Consider the following 23,310-nt stretch of genomic DNA (forward strand, 5'->3'; position numbering starts at 1 on the left):
GGATCTTGATGCGCAGACTCCCCGATGTACTTCACCGGCGCCTACCTTCCTTGCCGCCGGCAGAGTGGGAGCGCCCTGCACCTGAGCCAAAAGGACTGCGCAGGGACGTAATCCTCGCACTGGCTTTTCTGCTTTTGGCATTGCTGATGCAAGAACTAGTCCTTTCGCTGACCGAAAAAGAGGATACGGTTCAGCGTCCGCTCGCGTTCTTGATCCTTGCCGCGTTGATCCTGCCGTTGATGTTCCGGCGGCGTTGGCCAATTCCAATGATGCTTATCGGTTCCGTCGCTTTCGTGGCCAGCGGCGGCTCTGAAACCTATACGGTGACCATGCAGCTCTGCGCCCAGCTTGCCTACTTCCTTGGTCTTTATACCGCAGTGACCTGGGCCAGGAATCGCCGGGCACTGTGGACGTCCCTGACCGTAGTGCTTCTGGCCATGGCCGTATGGATTGTCGTCTCATTATTCACCTCGGATCTGTATGCGGCGACCGGCATGAAAATGGTGGAGGATCCTGCCGGGCTGTTGCCGGTGGAGGTCGCCTATTCCCTCTATAGCTTCCTCGTAAACCTGATGTATTTCGGTGGCGCAATCTTCCTTGGACTGGTCAGCTGGTCCAATGCCTACTCCAGCGAGATCGTCAAGGAACAAGCCCAGCGAATCGCTGACCAGGCACAGCAGCTGGCAGATCGAGCCGTCAACGAGGAACGCTTGCGCATAGCCCGCGAACTCCACGATGTCATCGCCCATCACATCGCCTCGGTGGGCGTGCAGGCGTCGGCCGCCCGCCTGGTTCATGACCGGGACCCGGATAAATCCTTGGAGTTGATGCGCGGCATCGAGACTTCGGCACGCAGCGCCGTGCAGGAAACTCGCGCACTGCTCGGGGTGCTGCGCGAGAACAACACCACCGAGCTGCATCCGGAATCCGCTGACGGGACACGAAACCCGGAACCTTCGATGGCACGCCTCGGCGAACTGATTACCGCCAGCAAACTCCACGGGCTGACGGTGAATCTTTCGCGCGATGAGCACCAGCCAGGTTTCATCGATGGCTTGCCTGCAGGGCTATCACTGGCTCTCTACCGGATCAGCGGTGAGGCCCTGGCCAATGTCCGCCGACATTCCACCGCCCATCGCGCAACACTGTCGTTGCGTTCAGGATTGGATGAACAAGGTGCATGGGTAGAAGTCGAGGTCACCGATGACGGGCGTCCACGCCCTGATTCCTCTGGCACGGGATTCGGATTGCGAGGCATTCGCGAACGGGCCAATTTGCATCATGGACTGGTGGAAATTGGTCCCCGTATTCCGTGCGGTTGGCGCACGCGCGCCAGGCTACGTGTTCTCACGCATCCCGAAACGAATCCGGTCCCATGAGCAAGATATCCGTAGTGATTTGCGATGATCAGTCCCTGATCGTTTCCTCTCTCAAACTCATCCTGGAGACAGATGAGCACATTGAGGTCGTCGGCACCGCCGATAACGGTTCTGCCGGTATTGAAATGGTCCAGAAGCTGAACCCGACGCTGGCACTGATGGACATCCAAATGCCTCAGATGGATGGCATCGAAGCCACGGCAAAGATCGTGGCCGACACCGCTACCAAGGTGATCGTGCTGACCACTTTCAACCGGGACGACTATCTCTTTGACGCGATGGATGCCGGAGCCAGTGGATTCCTGTTGAAAAACAGCGAACCAGAAACGTTGATCACCGCGGTTCACCAAGTGGCCGCCGGCAACGGGTTGCTCTCCCCCGAAGTCACCTTGAAGCTCATCAAGCGTCGTACGTCCAAGGCCCTGGATCACGCCGGCATGCAGGAAACCCTGGAATCCGAGCAGCTCAAGACCCTGACGGAGCGGGAATTCCAGGTGCTGCACGAGTTGGCCAAAGGCAAGAACAACCAGGAAATTGCCGCTTCACTGGCTTTGTCCGAAGCAACAGTCAAAACCCATCTCTCCAATCTGCTGGCCAAGCTCCACCTGCGCGATCGGGTCCAGGGAGTGTTGTTTGCCCATCGTGCCGGACTCATCCAATAGTTTGAGCCTTCAGATTGATCACTTAGCCGGTCTCATTTCCTAGGCTGATGAGTATAAATTTTATTCGGTGGAGGAAAACTTGCTTGAGTTGCAGAACGTCTCACGCTCATTCTCGGAGCACCAGGTACTCGACGATGTCAGCTTCACGGTGCCCGGGGGCGCTTTGACCGGATTTGTCGGTGCCAATGGTGCCGGCAAGACCACCACCATGCGCATCATCATGGGGTTGCTGGCCGCGAATTCAGGAACCGTCAGTCTCAATGGCGTCGAGCTGTCATCGGATACCCGGCCGAATTTCGGATATATGCCCGAGGAACGAGGCCTGTACCCCAAGCAGCCAGTCATTGACCAGCTGGTCTACCTGGGACAGCTGCACGGCTTGGCGCGATCCACTGCTCGTTCACGGGCGATGGACTTGTTATCCCGATTCGGATTGGAGTCGCGTTCCAAAGCCAAGCTGGAGTCGCTCTCGCTGGGCAACCAGCAACGGGTGCAGGTTGCCGCTTCGCTGTTGCACGAACCCGATGTCCTGATCCTTGACGAGCCTTTTAGCGGGCTCGATCCCATCGCCGTGGATGCGATGAGCTCGATCTTGCGGGATTACGCTACACGAGGAGTTCCCGTGCTCTTCTCATCGCACCAGCTGGATCTGCTTGACGTGCTGGTTGACCACTTGGTGATCATCCAGAAAGGCAGGATTCTCGCTAGCTCGTCAGCCGATGACCTGCGGGCCTCCCAGGTTTCGCGCCATCGGTTGTCCTTGGGATCGGATGCCGGTTGGCTGCGCAATGAACCAGGTGTCACGGTCATCGATATTTCCGGGCCGGACGCGCTGGTCAATTTCGATTCCGAAACGACGGCGCAACGGGTGCTGTCCCAGGCCATGGAGCGCGGCACGGTGAACGAGTTCTCCATCTATCGCCCTTCCTTGGCCGACATCTACAGGGAGATCATCCGATGAAAACCACGACCCCTGCATGGCTGATCGTCGCCCTGCGAGAAGTTGAAACGAAACTACGCGACAAAGCCTTCATCATCAGCACGATTGGCACGTTGCTGGTGATCATTGGGTCGATAGTTGTCTCCAGCATTCTTGGCAGCCGCACTGCGGAATTTGCCGTGGCCGCTACCGATGAGTCCAGCTATGAGGTGCTGGACCAGGTCCAGAAGGACAAGCCTGGCGACATGCGCTTGAGCATTGCCAAGGCCACTGAACCAGAAGCGCGGCAGCAGCTCGCCGATGGCGAATTGGATGCGATGCTTTCCAGCAGCAACGGCTCCCAAGAGTATTCGCTCACCGGCTATGACGGAGTTGACGAGCAGCTGAGCCAACTGGTTGCTGACGGAGTCGACACCGTGCTCACGGATCGGGTGCTCTCTTCAGCCGGCCTAGACGCCACGAGCTTGCCCGCTGCCGATGCGCTGGCCGTCTCCCAGCTTCAGGGAGACGCGGACCGGAATTCAATGGTCAAGGCCATGGGCTTCCTCTTCTCCTTCTTGTTCTACATGGCTGCGCTGCTCTTTGGCATGCCGATTGCCAACTCGGTCATCGAAGAGAAGCAGAACCGCGTGGTGGAAATTCTCGCCAGCACCATTCGACTGCGCCAATTGCTCACCGGCAAGATCATTGGCAACGTCATTCTCGCCATGATCCAGCTCCTGGTCTTCCTGGGTGTTGGGCTGCTCGCTGCCTACCTCTCCCCACTCGAGATCCCGTTCCTTGGCGTTGTTTCCCAGGTTGCCGGATGGTTTGTTGTCTTCTTCTTTGGCGGCTTCCTGGTCTTGGCCGGGGCCTGGGCAGCGCTTGGCTCGTTGGCAACGAGAACCGAAGACCTGCAACAATCCAGCGGTCCGGTGGTGACAGTGCTCATCGCGGTGCTGTTTATCGGGCTCTATGCCAAGGACGGCTTCCTGGTTGCGGCCTCGTACGTTCCCATCGCCTCATCCGTGGCCATGCCAATCCGGCTGCTATCTGGCGAGGTTGCGCTGTGGGAGCCGATTCTTTCATTGGCCGTCCTCTTGGCCACCTGCTGGATCGTGCTGCTCTTCGCGGAGAAGGTCTACCGCCGCGCAGTCATGCATACCGGCGGCTCCTTGACCTTGCGCAAGGCCCTGAAGCTTGAAGTCTAGGTCCGTGGGCGAACGCTCGACCAAGCCCGCGCACAGCGAGCATTACTAGACTTGGCCCAGTGAGCGAAGAAAAACCCCTCTTGCAATTGCCCGCCCGGTTGATCGGCGTATGGCTGCTTTTGATCGTCTGCATCGCAGGCTCGACCATGTTGGCAACCGCCCATTACATCACCGGCGGAAGCCTGCTGATCATCGTGGCGCTGTGGGCCACCCGCTGCCTCGCTATCGCCAGCCTGTGGTTCCTGCCCGGAAGCAGGGACACCAAGATCTTTGCCATGGCTTTGGTGCTGCTCGCGCAGATCCTGGACGTCGTGCTGAAACTGCCGGTGATTGATTCCGTCGAATATGGCGACTGGTTCATGGTGTCGGCACTGGACTTCACCGGCCAGTACTCCGGCTACTTCATCGTCTGGGGCCTGTTGCTGCCGGTCATGTCCTTGGCCGGCTGGCTTATGTTGCGTTCGCGTTCACTCGCCGGGTGGATCACCGGCCTTGTTTCGGCCATCGGCATGGGTTTTGTTGCTCAGGCCGCCATTGCCTCGGAGCACGGTTCGCTGCCTGCCTTTGTCCTGGCAACATTGGGCCGCTACGTTATTCCTGCGCTTTTATCCGCTATGGCAGACTTCCTGATCCGCAAATACAAGAAATCCAAGAACTAGTTCCCCTGAGAACACAAATGCAGCCAGCATTCCTTATATAAGGAATGCTGGCTGCATCAGCTTTGGATGGAGACTAGACCAGTCCGTCGCTCAGGTGGTTAGGAGTACCAAAGCGGTGGGCGGTGATGGACACTGCCTGCTCGTGCAGGAACGGCAGCAACTCCACACGACCGGCAGCGGTCACCGGCGAAGCGTAGATGGCAACATCCGGCTTGCCATCGGTGGCTTCGGCGACGGCCTTCACCGATCCGCCAATCAAGCGGATGCGAGCGGCCGAGTCCGGGCCGGTCTTGGCAGCCAGCTTGGCTGCGTGGGCTGCGAACTGGTCGGCGCTTTCGCGGACCACGGTAACCGAGTTCTCGGCCAGCAAGGTGCGAAGGTCACGTGGAAGTTCAGCATCCAGGGACAAGCGGACACGCGAACCAGCGGTCACACCGGCAGCCACCACGCGCAAGGCCTCAGCCAAGCCATGGCCACTGGTCTCCTGCTCGAAGCGGACAGTGACATCCACCGAGCAGTAGCGGAAGACGTTGCGCTCCGAGATCAGTCCCGAACGGTCCTTGGCCTGGTTGAACTCGGTGTTCCACCAGAACTTGTCGCTGCCCAGGGCCGAGGTCAGCCACTGCGCCTGCGATTCATCAAGCTGCGCTGCACCCAGCAACCGCTCGTCGAAACGAGACAGGGCTGCGGTGTCCTTGACCGGTGCATCAACCCAGCTGCCCATGCCAATCAGGTAGTTCGGGCCGCCGGCCTTGGTGCCAGCGCCAATGGCCGACTTCTTCCAGCCGCCAAATGGCTGGCGCTGAACGATCGCGCCGGTGATGCCGCGGTTGACGTAGATGTTGCCAGCCTGGATGTTATCCAGCCAGTAGGCCATTTCGCCACGGTCCAGCGAGTGCAGGCCCGAGGTCAATCCGTAGTCCACCTCGTTGACGATCTCTACTGCTTCTTCCAGCGTCGCAGCTGTCATCACGCCCAGGATCGGACCGAAGTATTCGGTCTTGTGGTACTCGCTGCCACGCTGCACGCCGTAGCGCACGCCTGGCGAGTAGAGCTTGCCCGAATCGTCGAGCTGCTTCGGCTCGATGGCCCAGCGCTCGCCCTCGCCCAGGGTGGTCAAGCCGCGCTTGAGCTTTTCGCCTGGCTCGCCAATCAATGGGCCCATCTGGGATTCGGGATTCCATGGGTAGCCGACCTTCAGCGACTTCACCGCATCGATCAGCTGGTTGTTGAAGCGGCGCGAGTCGGCCACGGTGCCCACCAGGACGACCAGCGAGGCGGCCGAGCACTTCTGGCCGGCGTGGCCGAAGGCTGACTGCACCACGTCGCGGGCTGCCAGATCAAGGTCGGCGTGCGGGGTGACGATGATGGCGTTCTTGCCCGACGTCTCGGCCAGCAGCGGCAGGTCCTTGCGGAAGGAGCGGAAGAGCTCAGCGGTTTCGTAGCCACCGGTGAGGATCAACCGGTCAACACGCTCATCGGAGACCAGCTGCTGGCCCAGGGTGCGATCGCCCACGAAGACCAGCTGCAGAACATCCTTGGGAACGCCTGCATCCCAGAGGCACTGCACCATGACCGATCCGACGCGAGCAGCCTGGGTGGCCGGCTTGATGATCACGGCCGAGCCTGCGGCCAAAGCCGAGAGGGTGGAACCGGCCGGGATGGCCATCGGGAAGTTCCATGGCGGGGTGACCACGGTCAGCTTCGATGGCACGTACTTTGCGCCGTCGACCTCATCGAGCTCGCGGCCCAGCTTCGAGTAGTAGTGGGCGAAGTCGATGGCTTCTGAAATTTCCACGTCGCCCTGGTCGATGGTCTTTCCGCATTCGGAACCCAGGACTTCCAGGAGGGTGGCACGGCGTTCTTCAAAGAGCAGTCCGGCACGGTGCAGGATCTCGGCGCGCTGCGCCGAGCCCATTGCCTGCCATGCCTGGGAGGCATCCACGCCCATGGCGATGGCTTCATCCAGTTCACCGGCGGCGTTGATGGTGTTGGCCTTCACCAGGTCCTTGCCCAGTGGCGATGCTTCCATCTTGGCCAGGATCTCGCGTCCCCAGGTGCGGTTCTGCATCAGGTCCGGGTCGGTGTCCGGGGTGTTGAAGAATTCCGTGGAGCCATCGGCGAATCCCTCAATGCGGGCCGCGAGCTCTGGATCCTGGACCTGGCGGTTCTGGATGCGGTGCGGGGCAGGGACCTTGTTGGTCAGTGCTTCGAGGGAAGCGAGGAAGCGGTTCTTCTCGCGTTCGAAGAGCTGCTCGTTCTTGGACAGCTCGAAGACAGCGGACATGAAGTTGTCCTGGCTGGCGCCTTCTTCCAGGCGGCGGATCAGGTAGGCAATCGCCACATCGAATTCCTGCGGGTGCACCACTGGGGTGTACAGCAATAGCGAGCCGACTTCGCGGCGCACTGCTTCGGCCTGGCCGGTGGCCATGCCCAGGAGCATTTCGAATTCGATGCCGCCGGTGACGTTGCGGGCCTTGGCCAGCAGCCAGGCCAGCGCCACGTCGAAGAGGTTGTGTCCGGCGACGCCGATGCGCACGTTCTTCACATGCTCGGGGCGCAGGGCATATTCCAGCACGGACTTGTAGCTGGTGTCCGAGTCCTGCTTAGTGTGCCAGGTAGCCAGCGGCCAGCCGTGGATGTCGGCTTCCATGGTCTCCATTGGCAGGTTTGCGCCCTTGACTACGCGGACCTTGATCGGCGCGCCGCCGTCGGCTACGCGGGCTGCGGTGAATTCCTGCAATTCGATCATGGCGGACAGCGCGTCAGGAAGGTAGGCCTGCAGCACGATGCCGGCCGGCAGATCCTTGAACTCGGGCTTGGAGAGAATCTGGGTGAAGACCGCAATGGTCAGCTCCAGGTCCTTGTACTCTTCCATGTCCAGGTTGATGAACTTCTTCTTGGGGCTGCGTGCGGCCAGCTCGTAGAGCGGGCTGAGCTTCTCGACAATGTGCTCCACGGCCTCATCGAAAGCCCAGTGGTTGTGCGGGGCCACGGTAGAGGACACCTTGATGGAGACGTAGTCCACGTCGTCGCGGGCCAGCAGCGTGGTGGTGCCTTCCAGGCGGCGGGCGGCTTCGCCCTCGCCGAGGATGGCCTCGCCCAGGAGGTTGACGTTCAGGTTGACGCCTTCGCGCTTGATCTTCGTGATCGCGCCGCCGAGCTTCGCTTCGGAGGCATCGATGATCAGGTGGCCCACCATCTCGCGCAAGACCTTGCGCGCGATCGGGACAACAACCTGTGGCAGAACCGGTGCCATGACGCCGCCGAGGCCCACGGCCTTGCGCATGTACCACGGAAGGAAGCTTGGAACCTTCGGGGCCAGCTGCTTGAGGTTGGCGGCGGCAACGCGCAGGTCTTCGGGACGGATGACTCCGTCAACAAATCCCACGGTGAAGTCCAAGCCGTTGGGATCCTTGAGCACACCGGCCAGTCGGGCTGCCGCGGCATCAACAGGATAGCTGGACGCCTCGGTGAGCCAGCGGCGCACCAACGCGATGACATCTTCGGCGACATCTGCCGGAGAGGTAAGCGGGTTGCCCGCAGCATCAACTGCTGCCGGCACGGTGTGCTGGGTGGAGATTGAAGACACTTATTGGTCCCTTCGATGCAAAGTTGTTCAGTCTGGGTTCGGCACCGAACGCTAATGTCGTTGTGGCTTTCTGCGCGGTGATCCCCGCGGAAAAAGCTGTGTGCAAATTCGAGTATGACCCCAACTTGCGTTAAGCAAAAGCGAACAAAACCGAAGATATTTGTTCGGGTTTGCTAATGTATTGAGACGCATCACATCCAACCCACAGGAACGGCGGAAAACCGGTGCTTGAATTGCGACGATTGCGGCTGCTCCGAGAGCTCAGCATCCGCGGAACCATTGCCGAAGTTGCCGACTCGCTGAGGTACTCACCCTCCTCGGTTTCCCAGCAGCTGAGCCAGCTGGAGGCAGAAGCCGGGGTGCCCTTGCTGCGCCGCACCGGGCGCACCCTGAAGCTCACCGCCCAGGCCCAGCTGCTGGTCGCCCACACCGAAACCCTGCTCGAAGCCATGGAACAGGCCGAAGCGGATTTGGCTGGCACCATGTCCACGGTTGCCGGCACCGTGAGGCTGGCCGTCTTCCAGACCGCAATGCTCGCCCTGATGCCGCCGGTCTTGCGGGAATTGCGCGAAAAATACCCGGAACTCCGGGTGGAAATGAGCCAGCAGGAACCGGCCGACGCACTGCAGGAAACGAGCAGCCGCAGCTTTGACCTGGTGGTTGCCGAACAATACTCCGGCCATTCGGCCCCGCACTACGCCAGCCTTGACCGCCGCATGCTCACCCACGATCCCATCCGCCTGGCCCTACCGGTGCGTGGAGCGGCAGGCAATGAGGATTTCGACCGGGTCACACTGCTGGAACATGCCGCCACCTTGCCCTGGGTGGTGGAACCAGATGGGGCCGCCAGCCGGCATTGGGCCCTGCAGGCCTGCCGGCTGGCAGGCTTCGAACCGGACCTGCGCTACGAAACCGCCGATCTCCAGGCCCACGTGGAACTGGTCCAGACCGGAAATGCCGTGGCGATGCTCCCGGATCTGGTGCTGCGCTCGAACCACAGCGCCTTGCGCACTGTCGATTTGCCCGGCGCCCCGGCGCGCACCATCTTCACCGCAATGCGGCATTCTTCGACCAAGTCACCGGGGATTCAAGCGGTGCGCAACATGCTGCACGCACAGCCGGGAATGAGTGACGCAGACGACTCCGTAATTTTGGCTACACCCAAAGACTTCGATACGGTCGATTAGGAAAACAAACCATCCTGAAATTTTCGGCACTTGCGACAAACTGCGCAATTCGTGTCATAGTGGTGACTCGCACCACTTGAATCCGCGTCCCGGATCACCCCAGCGATCCGGGACAGCAACGGTAATGAGGAACTATGTCCGACCAGACTTTCCAGATGATTGCGATTGCGATCTACATGGCCGCCATGCTTGGCATCGGCTATGTGGCGTATCGCCGAACCAACAACATCGACGACTACATGCTGGCCGACCGCGGCCTGAAACCCTGGGTTGCCGCGCTCTCTGCCGGCGCCTCCGACATGTCCGGCTGGCTGCTCATGGGCCTTCCCGGAGCGATCTACCTAGGCGGCCTGCACGAGGCATGGATCGCCATCGGCCTGCTCATCGGTGCCTGGCTGAACTGGAAGTATGTCGCTCCGCGACTACGTTCCTACACCGCCATCTCCGAGAACGCGATCACCATTCCCAGCTTCTTCGAGAAGCGGCTGAAGGACAATGCGCACCTGCTGCGCATCGGTTCTGCCGTGATCATTCTGGTGTTCTTCACGTTCTATGTCTCTTCGGGCATGGTGGCAGCCGGCAAGTTCTTCGACGCATCCTTCGGCTGGCCCTACCTCTCGGGCATGTTCTTCGTCGCCTTCATTACCTTGCTCTACACCCTCTTTGGCGGCTTCCTCGGCGCATCGCTGACCGACATGGTCCAGGGCGTCCTGATGTTCATTGCTCTGATCTCTGTGCCAATTGTTGCCGTGATCAACATGGGCAACATCGGGGAGATCAGCACCAAGATCACCTCCTTGAATCCGGATGCATTCAACCTGTTCTCGTCGTTCAACGACAACAGCGCAATTCTGGCGGCGGTTGCCATCTTCTCCACCGCCGCGTGGGGCCTGGGCTACTTCGGCCAGCCGCACATCATCGTGCGCTTCATGGCCTTGCGCACCCCAGGCGAGGCAAAAACTGCCCGCCGCATCGGCATTGGCTGGATGCTCCTGACTACCTTGGGTGCCATCCTTACTGCATTCATTGGCGTCGCGTACTTCGCCGAGAAGCCGCTGGACAAGTCCAGCAGCGAAACCGTCTTCTTGCTGTTGAGCCAGACCTTCTTCCACCCGCTGATTGCCGGCCTGGTGCTCGCCGCAGTTTTGGCAGCGATCATGTCCACCATGTCATCGCAGCTGATCGTTTGCTCTTCGGCACTGGTAGAAGACCTGTACAACATCACCGGCCGCAAGGCTTCGCCGAAAGCACTGGTCAACCTTGGTCGCTCCGGCGTGCTGCTCGTGGCCATCATTGCCGCAGTGCTGGCGCTGAACCCGAACTCCTCGATCCTGGAGCTCGTGTCCTTCGCCTGGGCAGGCTTCGGTGCCGCCTTCGGCCCGATCGTCCTGTTGTCGCTGTACTGGCGCAAGCTGACTGCTGTTGGCGGATTCGCCGGCATGGTTTCCGGTGCCGTAGTGGTCTTCATTTGGGGAAATATCAAGCCGCTGTCCTCGGCCATGTATGAAATCGTTCCTGGTTTCATCGTTGCCCTGCTGGTCGCCTGGCTGGTCTCCCGGGCCACCTTCCGGCCAAACCCGACCATCGATGCGGAATTCACCGAGATGGAAAAGGAAGTCGGTTCGAAGGTCACCGCCTAGGAATCCACTGATCAAGCTTCCCGCAGCAGCAAACCATAATGGTGAGCAGCTGCGGGAAGCTTTTTTCATACCCCGCAGGCCTTGATGTCGCACCTGCATAACCGTCCCGGGCGCAGTAGCCTTGAGCTATGCCCGATGTCCCGAGCTGGAAGGAACTTTCACGATGAGCACCCAGAATAAATTCACCCACTGGCAGCGCACCGAAACCCAGTTCCTGGCCGCAGATCCCAAAGCCGTCTACTCCATCGTCGGCAACCTGTCCCAAACCGGCCTGTGGATGAAAAGCTTCGAGGGCTTCGTCGTCCATGACGACCAGCGCGGAGTTGGCACCAAGGTAGATCTCCTGCCACCTGGCAAGCTGTTTGGCCCCCTGCACCGGAGCACCGCACCGTCCGGAAGCATCACCCGGCGCAACCATCAAACCCGAATGGTCGAGTTCACCCAGCCGCAACCGGCAGGCGAAATGTCCTTGCGCTGGCAAGTCGACGAGCATGAAAACGGCTGCCTGGTGCACTTCACCGTTCGCCTCTCCGGTCCGGGCACCGCAGCCTTTAAATTCACCGTGGCCAATGCCCTGTGCAAGGACTTCGCTGTTGCCGCAGCACGCCTGTACAAGATCGTGGCTCCGACCGCGCATCGCAAGCGCGATGCCCAGATTGTCATTTCCGGTGGCCGCGGATTCCTTGGCCGCAACCTCGCCGCCGACCTTGTCTGCCGGGGAATGTCGGTAGCAGTCCTCACCCGCAAAGCCGAGACCGACTTCCCGGCCGAGCAATTCATCTGGGATGGCGTGCATCAAGGACCGTGGACCGGCGTGCTGCACAGCGATCACCCGGTTCATCTGATCAACTTGGCTGGCGAGCGTGTGGACAAGCGCAATACCCCGCAGAATATTGCGGCCCTCACCGATTCACGCGTGACCTCCACACAGACCTTGGCGCAGGCCGCAGCGGCAGCGCCAACGCTGGCCACCTGGATCCAGTCGAGCACCACTGCGATCTTTGGCGATGCCGGTGAAGCCGAGCTGACCGAGTCCAGCCCGATTCCTACCGACCACCGTGCGCTGCCGGAAATGACCGGCGTCGCCTCGGCCTGGGAGCAAGCCTTCAACGAGGCCGAGGTGAACGCCGCCCGACGCTACATCCTGCGCACCTCCCTGGTAATGCACCCGGATGCCCCCTTGCTCGGTCCGCTGAACATGCTGGTCAATACCGGTCTGGGCGGCCCCATGGGCAATGGCCAGCAGTGGTTCAGCTGGATCGGCTTGCAGGATTGGCTGCGCCTGATTCGTTGCATGCTCGGATTTGAATCGCCTCAGATTCCCGCCGGCTTGGTTCATGGAACCAGCCCCGTGCCCTTGCGCAATGCGCAGGTCATGGCTGCACTGCGTTCAGTCGCCGGCCTGCCGGGGCTGCCCACCGGCTCGGTACTGCCCAAGATCGGCGCGGCCGTCATGGGTTCCAATGCGCGCGTCGCATTGACCGGGCGAAAGGTCACCAGCGAGGTTCTGGACAAGGCGGGATTTGAATTCCAGGAAACGAATTTCACTGCCACCATCGCCGGCTGAACTATCGAAATAGTCAGTAACGTTGCCTGCTTATTGGCCCCGTGTTTTTATCTTTTTCCTAGTCATAGGTCAAAGACGAAGATCCGGGGCCAATGTTCACCGCGCGTTCACCGCAAAAGCCACTGTTGCTCACGATGGGACTTGAGCATGAAACTGTCACGCATTCTCTCGTGCCATCGCCCCTCCTTCAGACAGTTTCAAAGGACAGCAACACATCATGGCAAATATCCTTGAAGCCCACGCCCCGGCTTCTCGCCCCCGCATGCCCAAGCCAAGCGATTTGGACAAACTGCGCCATAAGGCGCGCACCGCTACAGATCATCTGAGCGCCAACGTCGCTGTTGATGCCGCCTACAATCAGGAATTGCCTGAGGAGATCTCCTCCAGGGTCCTGCCCTTTGAACGCAAGCTGAAGAACATGAGCGAAGTGCGCCATTTCTTCCGCACCAACAAGACTCCGATTTTTTTCCTCGGTGCTACCCCGGTCAATCTGCTGGGACTGGACCGGTGGGTCCGCAAGTTCAGCTACATCACCTACTACGACGGTTGGGATGGCCACCATCCCCGGGTCTTCACGCCAGCTGAGAAGCCCTACATCGAATTCCAAAGCGCTGAGGAAATCAACAACTGGCTGCTGGAAAACCCCGAAGTCCGCGAATACATCGACTCCCAGTGCACCCCCGGCGGGCCACGCCCCAAGATCGCCATGGTGTTCTTCGACGAAGACACCGAAGCGATCTGCGAAGAACTCGGCTACGACCTGATACTGCCTTCTGCTGCCCTGCGCGAGGAACTGGATTCAAAGATTGTCACCACCAAGCTTGGCAACGCCGCAGGTGCTCCTTCGGTTCCCAACGTGCTGGGCACGGCATCCAGCTACGAAGAGCTCATGGAGTTGGCCGATGAAGCCGGACTCGGCGATGACCTGGTAGTTCAAACCCCATATGGCGACTCGGGCAAGACCACGTTCTTCATTGATGCCAAGCAGCAGTGGAAGCAGCACTCCAAGAACATCATCGGCGAAGAGCTGAAGGTCATGAAGCGGATTAACAACCAGCCGGTTGCCGTGGAAGCAGTGCTCACCGGCTGCGGCACCGTGGTGGGACCGATCCTGACCGAACTCGCCGGCTACAAGGAATTGACGCCGTACAAGGGTGGCTGGTGCGGCAACGAGATGCACCCCGACGTGCTCACCGATTCGCAGCGCTCGCGCACCATCGATCTGGTCCGCAAGGTGGGCAACGGCTTGCAAAGCGCGGGCTACCGCGGATTCTTCGAGGTTGATGTCCTCGTTGACACCGATACGGACGAGGTATACCTCGGTGAGCTGAACCCGCGAATCTCCGGTGCCAGTGCCATTACCAACGTCACTGCCGGCGCCTACGCGGACATCCCGCTGTTCCTCTTCCACCTCCTTGAATTCTTGGATGTCGAATTCGACTTGGATGTTGATGAGATCAACGCCCGCTGGGAAGAGATGAGTGGAGCAGATGTCTGGAGCCACATGATCATCAAGGAAACCGATGACATTCTCCAGTACATTACCCACGCACCGCGCACGGGAAAGTACTTCCTTGATTCACGGGGCAAGCTGCAGTTCTCTCGTTCCGCACTGGACTGGCATCAACTGCAATCGCATAAAGAAGCATTCTTCCTGCGCATTTACGGCGTAGAAGACTACCGCTGGAAAGGGGCCGACCTTGGGGTCCTGGTCACCAAGGCCAAACTTCAGTACGAAGGCAAGAAGAAAACCAAGCTCAGCATTGATGCCAAGCACTTCATTGCCTCGATCCGCTCCCAATACAAGGGCATTGACGTTCCAACGGCAGAGCATGGCAACTGAGGCCACCGATGCCGCCGCGCCGCAGTCGGCCAACACCTCTGGCAACTCCAGCACTGCGCTGAACATTGCCACCTGGCAGTACCCGCAGAACATCAAGCGCTCTTTCCAGAACATCGCCCGCATCCACCCCACCGTAAAGGTCTCCCGCGGCAACGGTCCGATTGTGAAGCTTCATTTGGCCGAAGAAAAAATGGGAAAGCTGGAAGTAGCCAAGGCCAGCATTACCGACCCGGCGCTGACCGTGCGCGGGGTGATGCATGCGACCAATACCGATGCGGTGCTCATCATGCACAACGGCAGGATTCTCTGGGAAAAGTACTACAACACCATGACCTCGCTGACCGACCATTTGCTGATGTCCGTGAGCAAAACCCTGGTCGGCACCTTGGCAGGTGCACTGATTGATGCAGGGCTGCTGGATCCCGAACAGGAAGTCACCACCTATGTTCCAGCGCTGGCCACCAGTGGCTACGCCGGAGCACGGGTGCGCGATATTTTGGATATGCGCTCGGGCATCAAATTCTCGGAAGAGTACCTGGACCCGGGCGCGGAAGTACGATTGCTCGAAGAGGCCATCGGCTGGGCACCCGCCCACGGAACTGTCGGTCCCATCGGCATGTACGAATTCTTGCGGACCTTGCAGGCCAAGTCGGCTCACGGTGGCGCTTTCGAGTATCGCTCTTGCGAAACCGATGTTCTGGGCTGGGTGCTCGAATCTGCTGGTGGCGCGCCGATGCAAGAACTGCTTTCGGAGCGCATCTGGTCAAAAATTGGTGCACAGCAAGACCTGGTCATGGGCGTGGACCAATTCGGAACCGGAATGTTCGATGGCGGTTTTAATGCCACGCTTCGCGACCTCGCTCGCTTTGGGCATATGTACGTCAACGGCGGCAGGGCCTTGACCGGAAAACAGGTCGTTTCCGAAGACTGGCTTGCCGACACCTTCACCGCGGACCCGATGCAGATGCAGGCTTTCGCCCAATCCCCCACCGACAACATGATGCCTGGCGGCCGATATCGCAACCAGATCTGGTTTCCCAACCCTGCCACCAATGCCGCGGTGGCGTTGGGAATCCATGGCCAGATGATCTACATGGATCCGGCAACGAAGTTGGTGGCTGTGAAGCTATCGAGCTGGCCCTTGCCGCAGGATGCTTCCAAGCTCTTCCCCACCATCAGGGCTTTTGAAGCAGTCTCAAACTATTTGGCCGCCCAGCAATAACGGCTCGATCCTTAACCTGAATGGCACCCGCTTTCGCGGGTGCCATTCAGGTTTTGGAGCCTACGCCGTTGAGCTGGCTGGTTTCAGCTCTTCCAGGGATTCATGGGTGAACACCTGGTACCCGAGATCCTGGTGATAGCCATGGATCTCGCGGGTATCCAGCCGGTCCATGTAATCCAGGATGTTCAAGGTGACCACCTGGCCTGGCACCAGCACCGGGAATCCTGGCGGATAGGGAGTGACAAACACGGCCGAAACGATCTGCTCCCCAGCGATAATCCTTGCGCGGATCTGTGCCGAAGACAGGAAGTGCGTCGCCGGATCCTGATAGGTCAGGTAGTAGGCTTTGCGCAGATCGCCGCTGCCGCCCCCGGTATCGAATTCCGGCGCGAAGAAACTGAAGTCCGGAAGGCAGACCTGATGCTGATCGGTCGTCTTGCCCATGGCCAGCACTCGCCCGTCAAGGCGCTTTTTCCGTTCCAGCTCCTCGGCGATTTTCACCAGGACTTCAATCAGGTGCGCCACGGCGGAACGGGTGGTTCCGATATTGGTCATCAGCAGCACCGAGGTGCGGCTGGTCTTGTTGACCTGGATGGAATGCCCGTCCATCAGGTACTGGTGCTTGAAGGTATCCCCGTCCACCCCGGTCCTGCTGATGTCCAAGGTCAATCTCGAGGGGTCCACCACGAACTCGTCGTTTTGCCAGGCCTCATCCCAGGCGGCCAATCCGTCGCGGACCGGCGTCGCGCTGGTAGAGCACCGGTAGTCGGCGGGAATCAGGTCCTTGGAATCCAAGATCCGGAAGTACTTGCCCAGCAAAGTGTTTCGGCCCATGGCCCGGCAAATGGACTGCGCCAAATCCACTTGGCGCTGCACCAGGGCATAGCCTTCCAGCTCCGCCTGGCGCCGGCCGATATCCAGCGACGCCAAGATCTGGTAGTTCGGCGAAGTCGAGGTGTGGGTCATGTAGGCCTCGCGGAAGGCGTTGAGATTGCGCATCGCGAAGTCCTGGTCAAAGACGTGGATCATGGATCCCTGGCGCAGCGAGGTCAGCGTCTTGTGCGTGGATTGGGTGGAGTACACACGCAAGCGAACCTGTTCCGGATCTGGAATCAACCGCGTGTTCAGCCATGCGTCATCATTCTCAGGCCGGTCGCTGGTTCCAGGCGCTGGCAGGTCCTTGGCTTGCCGGGCATGGCGCTGCTGGTATTCCTGCGTTTCCATCTCTTCTTCCAGCACCTTGGCAACGCTCATCGCGGTGCGCTGCCGGTACACCGGGTGGAAGCTGGCGAAGGCAAACCACGCTTCATCCCACAGGAAGACCAGATCCGGTTTGATGGCCAGGCACTCTTCCATGACCCTGCGCGGGTCGTAGATGATGCCGTCGAAGGTGCAGTTGGTCAGGGTCACCATTTTGACCTTGTGCAGCAACCCTTCGCGCCGCAATTGCAGCAACCGGGCCTTGATGTCCCGCAGTGGAACAGCCCCGTACATGGAGTGCTCGTTCAGCGGGTAGGCCTCAAGGTAGCTCACGTGGGCACCGGCGAGCACTAGCGAATAGTGGTGGGACTTGTGGCAGTTGCGATCCACCAGGACGATATCACCCGGTGCCAGGATCGATTGGTGCACGATCTTGTTGGCTGTCGAAGTTCCGTTGGTGACAAAGTAGGTGCGGTGGCTTCCGAAAGCGCGAGCGGCCAGCTCGTGGGCCTTCTTGATTGAGCTCTGCGGATCCAGCAGGGAGTCCAGCCCTCCGGAGGTTGCCGAGGTTTCGGCCAGCAACAGGTTCTTGCCATAAAAATCCACCAGGTCCCGTGCCCACGGTGAATTTTGCACTGACCCGGCACGCGAGATGGGCATGGCGTGGAATACGCCGCCGGGCCGTTTGGCGTGCTTCTGCAAGGCGTTGAAAAACGGCGTGTGATAGCGCTCGATCACTTCGGCAATGATCGACAGGTGCAAGTCCATGCCGTCGTTGCGCGAGAAGATGCGGCGGAACCGCCCGGTGATCTCATGGGCAATGGATTCCAGCGCCACACCGGCCATCAGGTAGACCGGGATCTGCGGATGCAGCTTATCCAGGATCTCTTCCAGATCCAGCAGCCGCTGGATCTGACGAGTCGACTCGAAGTAGCCGGCGGTGCGGTTCACAATGAACTTATGCAGTGTTGACGAGAGCCTGCGCCGCGTGGCCAGTTCAAAGCGGGCTGTGAGCACCACTCCTTGAATGCTTGGATTGATCAAGACGGCGGCGAGGGCGTCTTCGACGCTGGGCACCACGATGAAGTTGTAGTGGAATGGATCGGTGCGCTGGCGTTGTGCGGCCAGTTCCTCGGTGAACCGCGCAATCTCATCGGCTGGCCCATTATCCAGCAGCAGGATCTCGACCATCGGCACGTAGGGTTTCGTCCCGCCCGGGGTGCTGGTGCCCGGTTCGTCGGTTTCTGCCTGGATGCCTTCGTGCCCTTCAAGATCCACGTACTGCGTAATGGTCCTGAACGACTGGTTGGCTTGATAGACCAAGCGCATGGCGTCGGCGTAGTGGCCGCTGGACATTAGTCCGGATACTTCGTTGAAATAGTCCAGGCCGGGGTTTGCCCAATAAGGTTCAATGGAGGCCAACAGCCCCAGCAACCTGCCGGCTTCTAGTTCATGTTCTTTGCGGCCGGGGCCATCCTGGTGTTCAGAGGAAATCTCGCTCAGCACGTAGCCGAGGTGTTCCCACGCGTCTTTGCGTTTTCGCCATGCACTTTCTGGAGTCGCGACGGCTTGGTTCTTCCCGAAGGTCAACCTCTTGCTCACGGTTGCCGGTATTCCTTTCACCCTGCTTGGTTAACTGGTTGTTAACCTTCTGAGTGGTTTTCAGAGCACTCAATAGAGCGAGAGTATGTCACTACCCGACGGTAGCAAGACGAAAATTGGCATATTACGCAGATTGCCCGTAGCCGTCCCGAAAGTTCATCTGGCATTTACGCAGGTGCCGACCAACAGCGAAATATGACTCACCGGCAGTTGGAATCCAGGTTAACTCCGAACCGCCTCCGGGGTTCCGTTCCGGCTTCCGGTCACTTGCTGATCAGGCGCCCGCCACGTTTTCGCGCGTCCACGACCAAAGACGTCTTGATCTGGATCATCGCCCCGGCCCATCCAATGCCGGATATGAATTCGTAGAGTTCAGCATGGTTGGCAACTGTCACGTCAACCACCAGCTGGCAGTCGCCCGCCACGGCCGCCGCATAGCGCACTTCGGGGCGCGTGGCCAGATGCTGGCCCAGCCTCTCGACGTCTGAAGATGTTGTAGAAACCCATAGCATTGCTTCAACGGCAAGGCCAACCACGGATGGCTCCACGAGGGCACGAATAGAAATTTGTCCCGTGGTCAGCAGCCAGTCGATTCGCCGCGCCACCGAGGTCTCGCTCATGGCTACTCGCCGGGCAATTGATTCAAAACTCGCCCTGCCGTCTTCTTGCAAGGCGGCGATGATCTGTTCGTCCTTCGGGTTCAGGTTCGGCTGGATCTGCCAGCTCGTCACATCCGGGCCCGTCTGAAGCGCCGCTTCTTCTGCGGGCTTCAACGAGCCCAGGCGCCATCCTCGAATGGTCTTGAAGTACTTCAATATCGGGTACACGACGATCGATGAAACGCCGGGCGTGGCAGGAAGTTCCAGGGTCAATACCTCCGTCACATCTCCGGAGTAGTGCATTTCCACTATGAGGTCTTCCCTGCCAGTGACCTGATACGCGAAGCTCGTATCCGGTCGTGACGACAGCGATGCGCTCGCAATCCGTCCTGCACCCGGAGCGCAGGCACAAGCGATGAGCAGCGAGTGCTCTCGGTGGCGGATGCCTGCCACCGTGACCAGCCCGTTTTCGAGCAGCCATGCACCATGGCGGGATACCGAGCGTTCGGGCAAATCCAGGGCCGAAGCAACCTTCCTCCACGTGGCCCGCCCGTCCACCTGGAGCGCAGCAATGATTCTGCGCTGAACCGTGCTGAGCTCAATCATCGCTCCAGCTCCCTCCACCATCTAGCGGCATCTTTGCCTGCGGATTGCCCACGGGGTCCGCTGGAAACAGCGCTCGCAGAATGCCCTTGTGAAACCCCCACCTGCTCAATCCTTGCACGTCTGGACCTGGTTGTGGCTGACCAGTGCACATTTCGCGCTTGCGGAACCCGCCGGCAGCAGTGGCACGTGACGGGGATGCGCACTGCCTGTACGGCCTGCCTTTCGCCAATTCTTCTTCAGAGAGTTGCCGTCTTGATTTCGCTGGCCGCTACCGACGCCGGATCGGCCACCAGGCGTGGCAGCTGATCTGCAAAGCGGGTCTGCTCTTCGTATCCGGCGGCCCAATCGAGCAGCTGGACATCGTGGTAGTGATTCGCAGCCATCTGCCATCCCACCGGAATCCCGGATTCGGTGAAACCGCCGGGCATGGATATGACCGGCAAGCCCGTGGCGGAGAGCAGGCAGGCCGAGCGCATCCAGTCCAGGTAAGTCTCGGCCGGGGTGCCAGCGATCCGCTCGGGCCAGCGCTGGGTGGCGTCAAAGGGCAGGACCTGGGCAGCCGGGGAGAGAAACAGGTCGTAGCGCGAGAAATAGTTCTGCACTGCATGCTCCAGCCGGGTGCGGGCCGCCATGGTTGAAATCATGGCCGCAGCGTCAAGCTCCAGCCCCTTCTTCACGTTCCAGAGGACTTCTGGCTTGATCAGGGATTCATGGCTGCGGACCAGGCCGCCGAGATTGGTTGCGAAGTCGAAGGCGCGGACGTTGCCGAAGACTTCATCTGCATCCGAAAAATCCATGCATGCCTCCTCGACAATGGCACCAGCCAGCTCGAACAACGACAGCTGGCGCTGCAGGACCTCGATGACTTCGCGCTCCACCGGGACACCGATTCCGAAGTCGAAGCTGTAGCCAATTCGAGCCCCGCGCAAATCCGGGATCGGCGTCTTGAAATCACCTGGAGTTAGGTTGTTCGGGGTCGCTATTGCGTGGTCACCGGTGCTGGCTCGCATGAATAGCGCGATGTCCTCCACGGTGCGCGCAATGGGGCCAGAGCGCGCTAGCCACGAGTATGCATTGGATGGCGCTTCCAAGGGGATCACCCCGTATGAAGGGCGGAAGCCGATGACGTTGCAGAAACTCGCGGGAATGCGCAGCGAACCACCCATGTCCGAACCGTCACCGAGCGGCTGGATCCGGGCAGCGACCGCGGCGGCAACGCCCCCTGAGGAACCGCCCGCAGATCGATCCACGGCATAGGGATTTGTGGTGGTGCCGTAGACCTCGTTGAAGGTATGCGATCCTGCACCGAATTCCGGGACATTGCTCTTCCCGGTCCTGATCGCACCTGCGGCGGCAAGTCGGGCGATTTGCAGATCGTCGTGCTCCGGGACGTTGTCCTTCAATGCGAGCGAACCCTGCGTAGAGAGCAGGCCAGCAGTATTGAACGTGTCCTTGTGCGTCATGGGCAAACCATGCAGCACCCCCGTCGGCTCATTTCTGGCAGTGGCCTCATCCGCGGCCGCCGCAAGTGTTCGCGCACGATCAAAATCCGTGATGACCACGGCGTTGATCTGGGCATTAACTTCCCCAATCGCCTGGATATGGCTCTCCAGGGCTTCACGGGCCGAAAGTTCGCGACTGCGGATCTTCCCCGTCAATTCAGTCGCGCTCAAATGTTGAATCTCGTTCATGGCCGTTTCCACCTAGCTGTTTCGATATTGCGATTTGTGCCACAATCATCCACTTATGCTGACCGTAAACGGAATAGATCTCGCGAAAACTTTCCAGATTGGGGTATTTGGCCAAAAATGTGGCCGATTCACACATTCCTTGCCAAAGGATCACCCCACAGGGAACCTTGATTGAAATGAGATGCGCGTCACGTCAAGCAACTAAAACCTAAGGAGTTCCGATGCATTTCCCGCTTTCAGCCGGAGATCCAGGATCAACCGACATCCTGGCTATCGCCAACAACCCTTTCCTGTGGTTCTGCGCCCTGGGCGTTTTTGCGGTGATCTTCATCCAGACCATCCTCTATGTCCGAGCCGCCAAGGCCGCGGCACCACATGTGGATATGCCGGTGCGCGAAGTCAAGGAAGCCTTTCGCGCCGGTGCCGTCGCATCGATCGGGCCTTCCCTCTCAGTGGTCCTGGTGGCTATCGCCTTGCTGGCGCTTTTCGGTACCCCAGCGGTCCTCGTTCGCATCGGGCTGATCGGTTCGGCTTCCACGGAAACGGCCAGCGCTAATCTCGCGGCCCAATCCATGGGAGCCATTCTCGGCGGGGAGAACTACACCCAGCAGGTTTTTGCGGTGGCCTTCATGGCCATGAGCCTTTCGGGCGCCATGTGGATGCTGTGCACCCTGCTGCTGACTCCGGTGTTGAAGCGCGGCGGCAAATCCTTGGCCAAGCGCAATCCGGCGGCAATGGCCTTGATCCCCACGGCGGCTCTGCTTGGAGCCTTCAGCATGCTGACCATCGCTGAAATCCCCAAGTCCAGCATCCACATGATGCTGGTACTGATCTCGGCAGCTTCAATGGCCTTCTTCCTTTTCCTTGCCAAAGTGCTCCATGCCAAATGGCTCAAGGAATGGGCCTTGGGATTCGCGATCCTGATCTCCATAACCGCCGGATATCTGATGCACACCGCATAGCCGGCATGAAAGGACAGAACTCATGAGCACACCAACATTGACCAACGCCGACGCCTCGATGGCCCGTTTCGAGAGCCAGACTACGCGCTACGGATCGCTGACCATGACCGCGGGATTGATCCTCTCCCTGCTCGGCCCCATCTACCTCGTCTTCTTCTCAGGGCTCCAGATCAGTCCTTCGATGCTCTTGGTTGCCCTGGCTGCGGTCGCGGCCACCTTCGGAGTCTTCTGGATTGTCGAGCCGCTGACGTATTTCCCGATTCTCGGATCAGCGGCGATGTACCAGGCCTTCATGATCGGCAATATTTCCAATAAGCTGCTCCCGGCAGCCATCGTGGCCCAGTCCGCGATCGATGCCAAGCCCGGCACCCGCCGCGGCGACCTGGCTGCTGTGATGGCCATCGGCGGAGCTGCTACCGTCCACCTGACCAGCCTCTTGGTGTTCGTCGGAATCTTCGGATCGTGGCTCGTATCGGTCATCCCCACAGAAATGATCGAGGTTGCCCGCGTCTATATCCTGCCCTCGCTCATGGGCGCGGTGCTGGTCCAGGCGATTGTCGCCATGAAGCAGGTTCGCCCCACCATCGTGGCCATTGCGCTCTCGCTGATCATGTACTTCGTGGTAATCCCGCTTCTTCCATCCCTGGCCCTGTTCGGAACAGCACTCGTGGTGCTTTTTTCGATCATCGTTTCCTGGATCGTGCGGGACCGCAAAGCAATCCACACCCCCGCTGCCGACTAAGAGGAGTCATCGTGAATACCGAATCCC

16 protein-coding genes are annotated in these 23,310 nt (G+C 59.8%); 12 read left to right on the forward strand and 4 right to left on the reverse strand.

The window, feature by feature from the left end:
* The first annotated feature begins 8 nt into the window (after positions 1–8).
* The 5 genes from AOZ07_RS13825 (at position 9) to AOZ07_RS13845 (ending at position 4,830) form a co-directional block, all read left to right on the forward strand.
* Complete coding sequence (locus AOZ07_RS13825) at positions 9–1,379, forward strand: sensor histidine kinase (protein WP_075972504.1); 1,371 nt, start codon at positions 9–11, stop codon at positions 1,377–1,379.
* Positions 1,376–2,041: a response regulator gene (locus AOZ07_RS13830; RefSeq protein ID WP_060702510.1), complete on the forward strand. Its 666-nt coding sequence runs from the start codon at positions 1,376–1,378 to the stop codon at positions 2,039–2,041. The genes AOZ07_RS13825 and AOZ07_RS13830 overlap by 4 nt, the downstream gene beginning before the upstream one ends.
* 79 nt (positions 2,042–2,120) lie before the next feature.
* Entirely contained in the window at positions 2,121–3,002 is an 882-nt protein-coding gene (locus AOZ07_RS13835; protein WP_060703479.1) for an ABC transporter ATP-binding protein, read from the forward strand.
* Positions 2,999–4,171, forward strand: coding sequence for an ABC transporter permease (locus AOZ07_RS13840; RefSeq protein ID WP_060702511.1), 1,173 nt, complete (start codon positions 2,999–3,001; stop codon positions 4,169–4,171). The genes AOZ07_RS13835 and AOZ07_RS13840 overlap by 4 nt, the downstream gene beginning before the upstream one ends.
* Positions 4,172–4,230: 59 nt before the next feature.
* Positions 4,231–4,830 (forward strand): hypothetical protein, encoded by a 600-nt coding sequence (locus tag AOZ07_RS13845; protein WP_194943679.1) that lies wholly within the window; start codon positions 4,231–4,233, stop codon positions 4,828–4,830.
* Positions 4,831–4,903: 73 nt separating this feature from the next.
* Here the strand turns inward: AOZ07_RS13845 and AOZ07_RS13850 are convergent, their stop codons facing one another.
* Positions 4,904–8,422: a proline dehydrogenase family protein gene (locus AOZ07_RS13850; RefSeq protein WP_060702513.1), complete on the reverse strand. Its 3,519-nt coding sequence runs from the start codon at positions 8,420–8,422 to the stop codon at positions 4,904–4,906.
* Positions 8,423–8,646: 224 nt separating this feature from the next.
* On the opposite strand from AOZ07_RS13850, the gene AOZ07_RS13855 reads away from it, so the two are divergent.
* From AOZ07_RS13855 to AOZ07_RS13875, 5 genes are all read left to right on the forward strand, one after another.
* Positions 8,647–9,609 carry a LysR family transcriptional regulator gene (locus AOZ07_RS13855; RefSeq protein ID WP_060702514.1) on the forward strand — a complete coding sequence of 321 codons (963 nt, stop codon included), beginning with the start codon at positions 8,647–8,649 and terminating at the stop codon, positions 9,607–9,609.
* Positions 9,610–9,743: 134 nt separating this feature from the next.
* A complete protein-coding gene (gene putP, locus AOZ07_RS13860) occupies positions 9,744–11,249 on the forward strand; it encodes a sodium/proline symporter PutP (RefSeq protein ID WP_060702515.1) in 1,506 nt (501 codons plus the stop codon).
* A gap of 163 nt (positions 11,250–11,412) precedes the next feature.
* Positions 11,413–12,816, forward strand: coding sequence for an NAD-dependent epimerase/dehydratase family protein (locus AOZ07_RS13865; protein ID WP_084793269.1), 1,404 nt, complete (start codon positions 11,413–11,415; stop codon positions 12,814–12,816).
* Between the two features lie 217 nt (positions 12,817–13,033).
* Positions 13,034–14,659: a biotin carboxylase gene (locus tag AOZ07_RS13870; protein ID WP_075972505.1), complete on the forward strand. Its 1,626-nt coding sequence runs from the start codon at positions 13,034–13,036 to the stop codon at positions 14,657–14,659.
* The gene (locus AOZ07_RS13875; RefSeq protein WP_084793270.1) at positions 14,649–15,881 is read left to right on the forward strand and encodes a serine hydrolase domain-containing protein; all 1,233 of its coding nucleotides are present in this window, start codon (positions 14,649–14,651) and stop codon (positions 15,879–15,881) included. Before AOZ07_RS13870 ends, AOZ07_RS13875 begins: the two co-directional genes overlap by 11 nt.
* Positions 15,882–15,941: 60 nt before the next feature.
* Here the strand turns inward: AOZ07_RS13875 and AOZ07_RS13880 are convergent, their stop codons facing one another.
* The 3 genes from AOZ07_RS13880 to AOZ07_RS13890 all read right to left on the reverse strand — a co-directional run bounded on the left by AOZ07_RS13880 (position 15,942) and on the right by AOZ07_RS13890 (position 21,579).
* Positions 15,942–18,683, reverse strand: coding sequence for an aminotransferase class I/II-fold pyridoxal phosphate-dependent enzyme (locus tag AOZ07_RS13880; protein ID WP_060702516.1), 2,742 nt, complete (start codon positions 18,681–18,683; stop codon positions 15,942–15,944).
* A 263-nt stretch (positions 18,684–18,946) separates the two neighbouring features.
* A complete protein-coding gene (locus AOZ07_RS13885; protein ID WP_060702517.1) occupies positions 18,947–19,888 on the reverse strand; it encodes an Lrp/AsnC family transcriptional regulator in 942 nt (313 codons plus the stop codon).
* A gap of 236 nt (positions 19,889–20,124) precedes the next feature.
* Complete coding sequence (locus AOZ07_RS13890; RefSeq protein ID WP_060702518.1) at positions 20,125–21,579, reverse strand: amidase; 1,455 nt, start codon at positions 21,577–21,579, stop codon at positions 20,125–20,127.
* Positions 21,580–21,800: 221 nt separating this feature from the next.
* Between AOZ07_RS13890 and AOZ07_RS13895 the strand changes: the two genes are divergently transcribed.
* A complete protein-coding gene (locus AOZ07_RS13895) occupies positions 21,801–22,541 on the forward strand; it encodes a DUF5058 family protein (protein WP_060702519.1) in 741 nt (246 codons plus the stop codon).
* A gap of 22 nt (positions 22,542–22,563) precedes the next feature.
* Entirely contained in the window at positions 22,564–23,283 is a 720-nt protein-coding gene (locus AOZ07_RS13900; protein WP_060702520.1) for a hypothetical protein, read from the forward strand.
* The last annotated feature ends 27 nt before the right edge of the window (positions 23,284–23,310 follow it).

The sequence above is a fragment of the Glutamicibacter halophytocola genome (assembly GCF_001302565.1).
Taxonomy (GTDB): domain Bacteria; phylum Actinomycetota; class Actinomycetes; order Actinomycetales; family Micrococcaceae; genus Glutamicibacter; species Glutamicibacter halophytocola.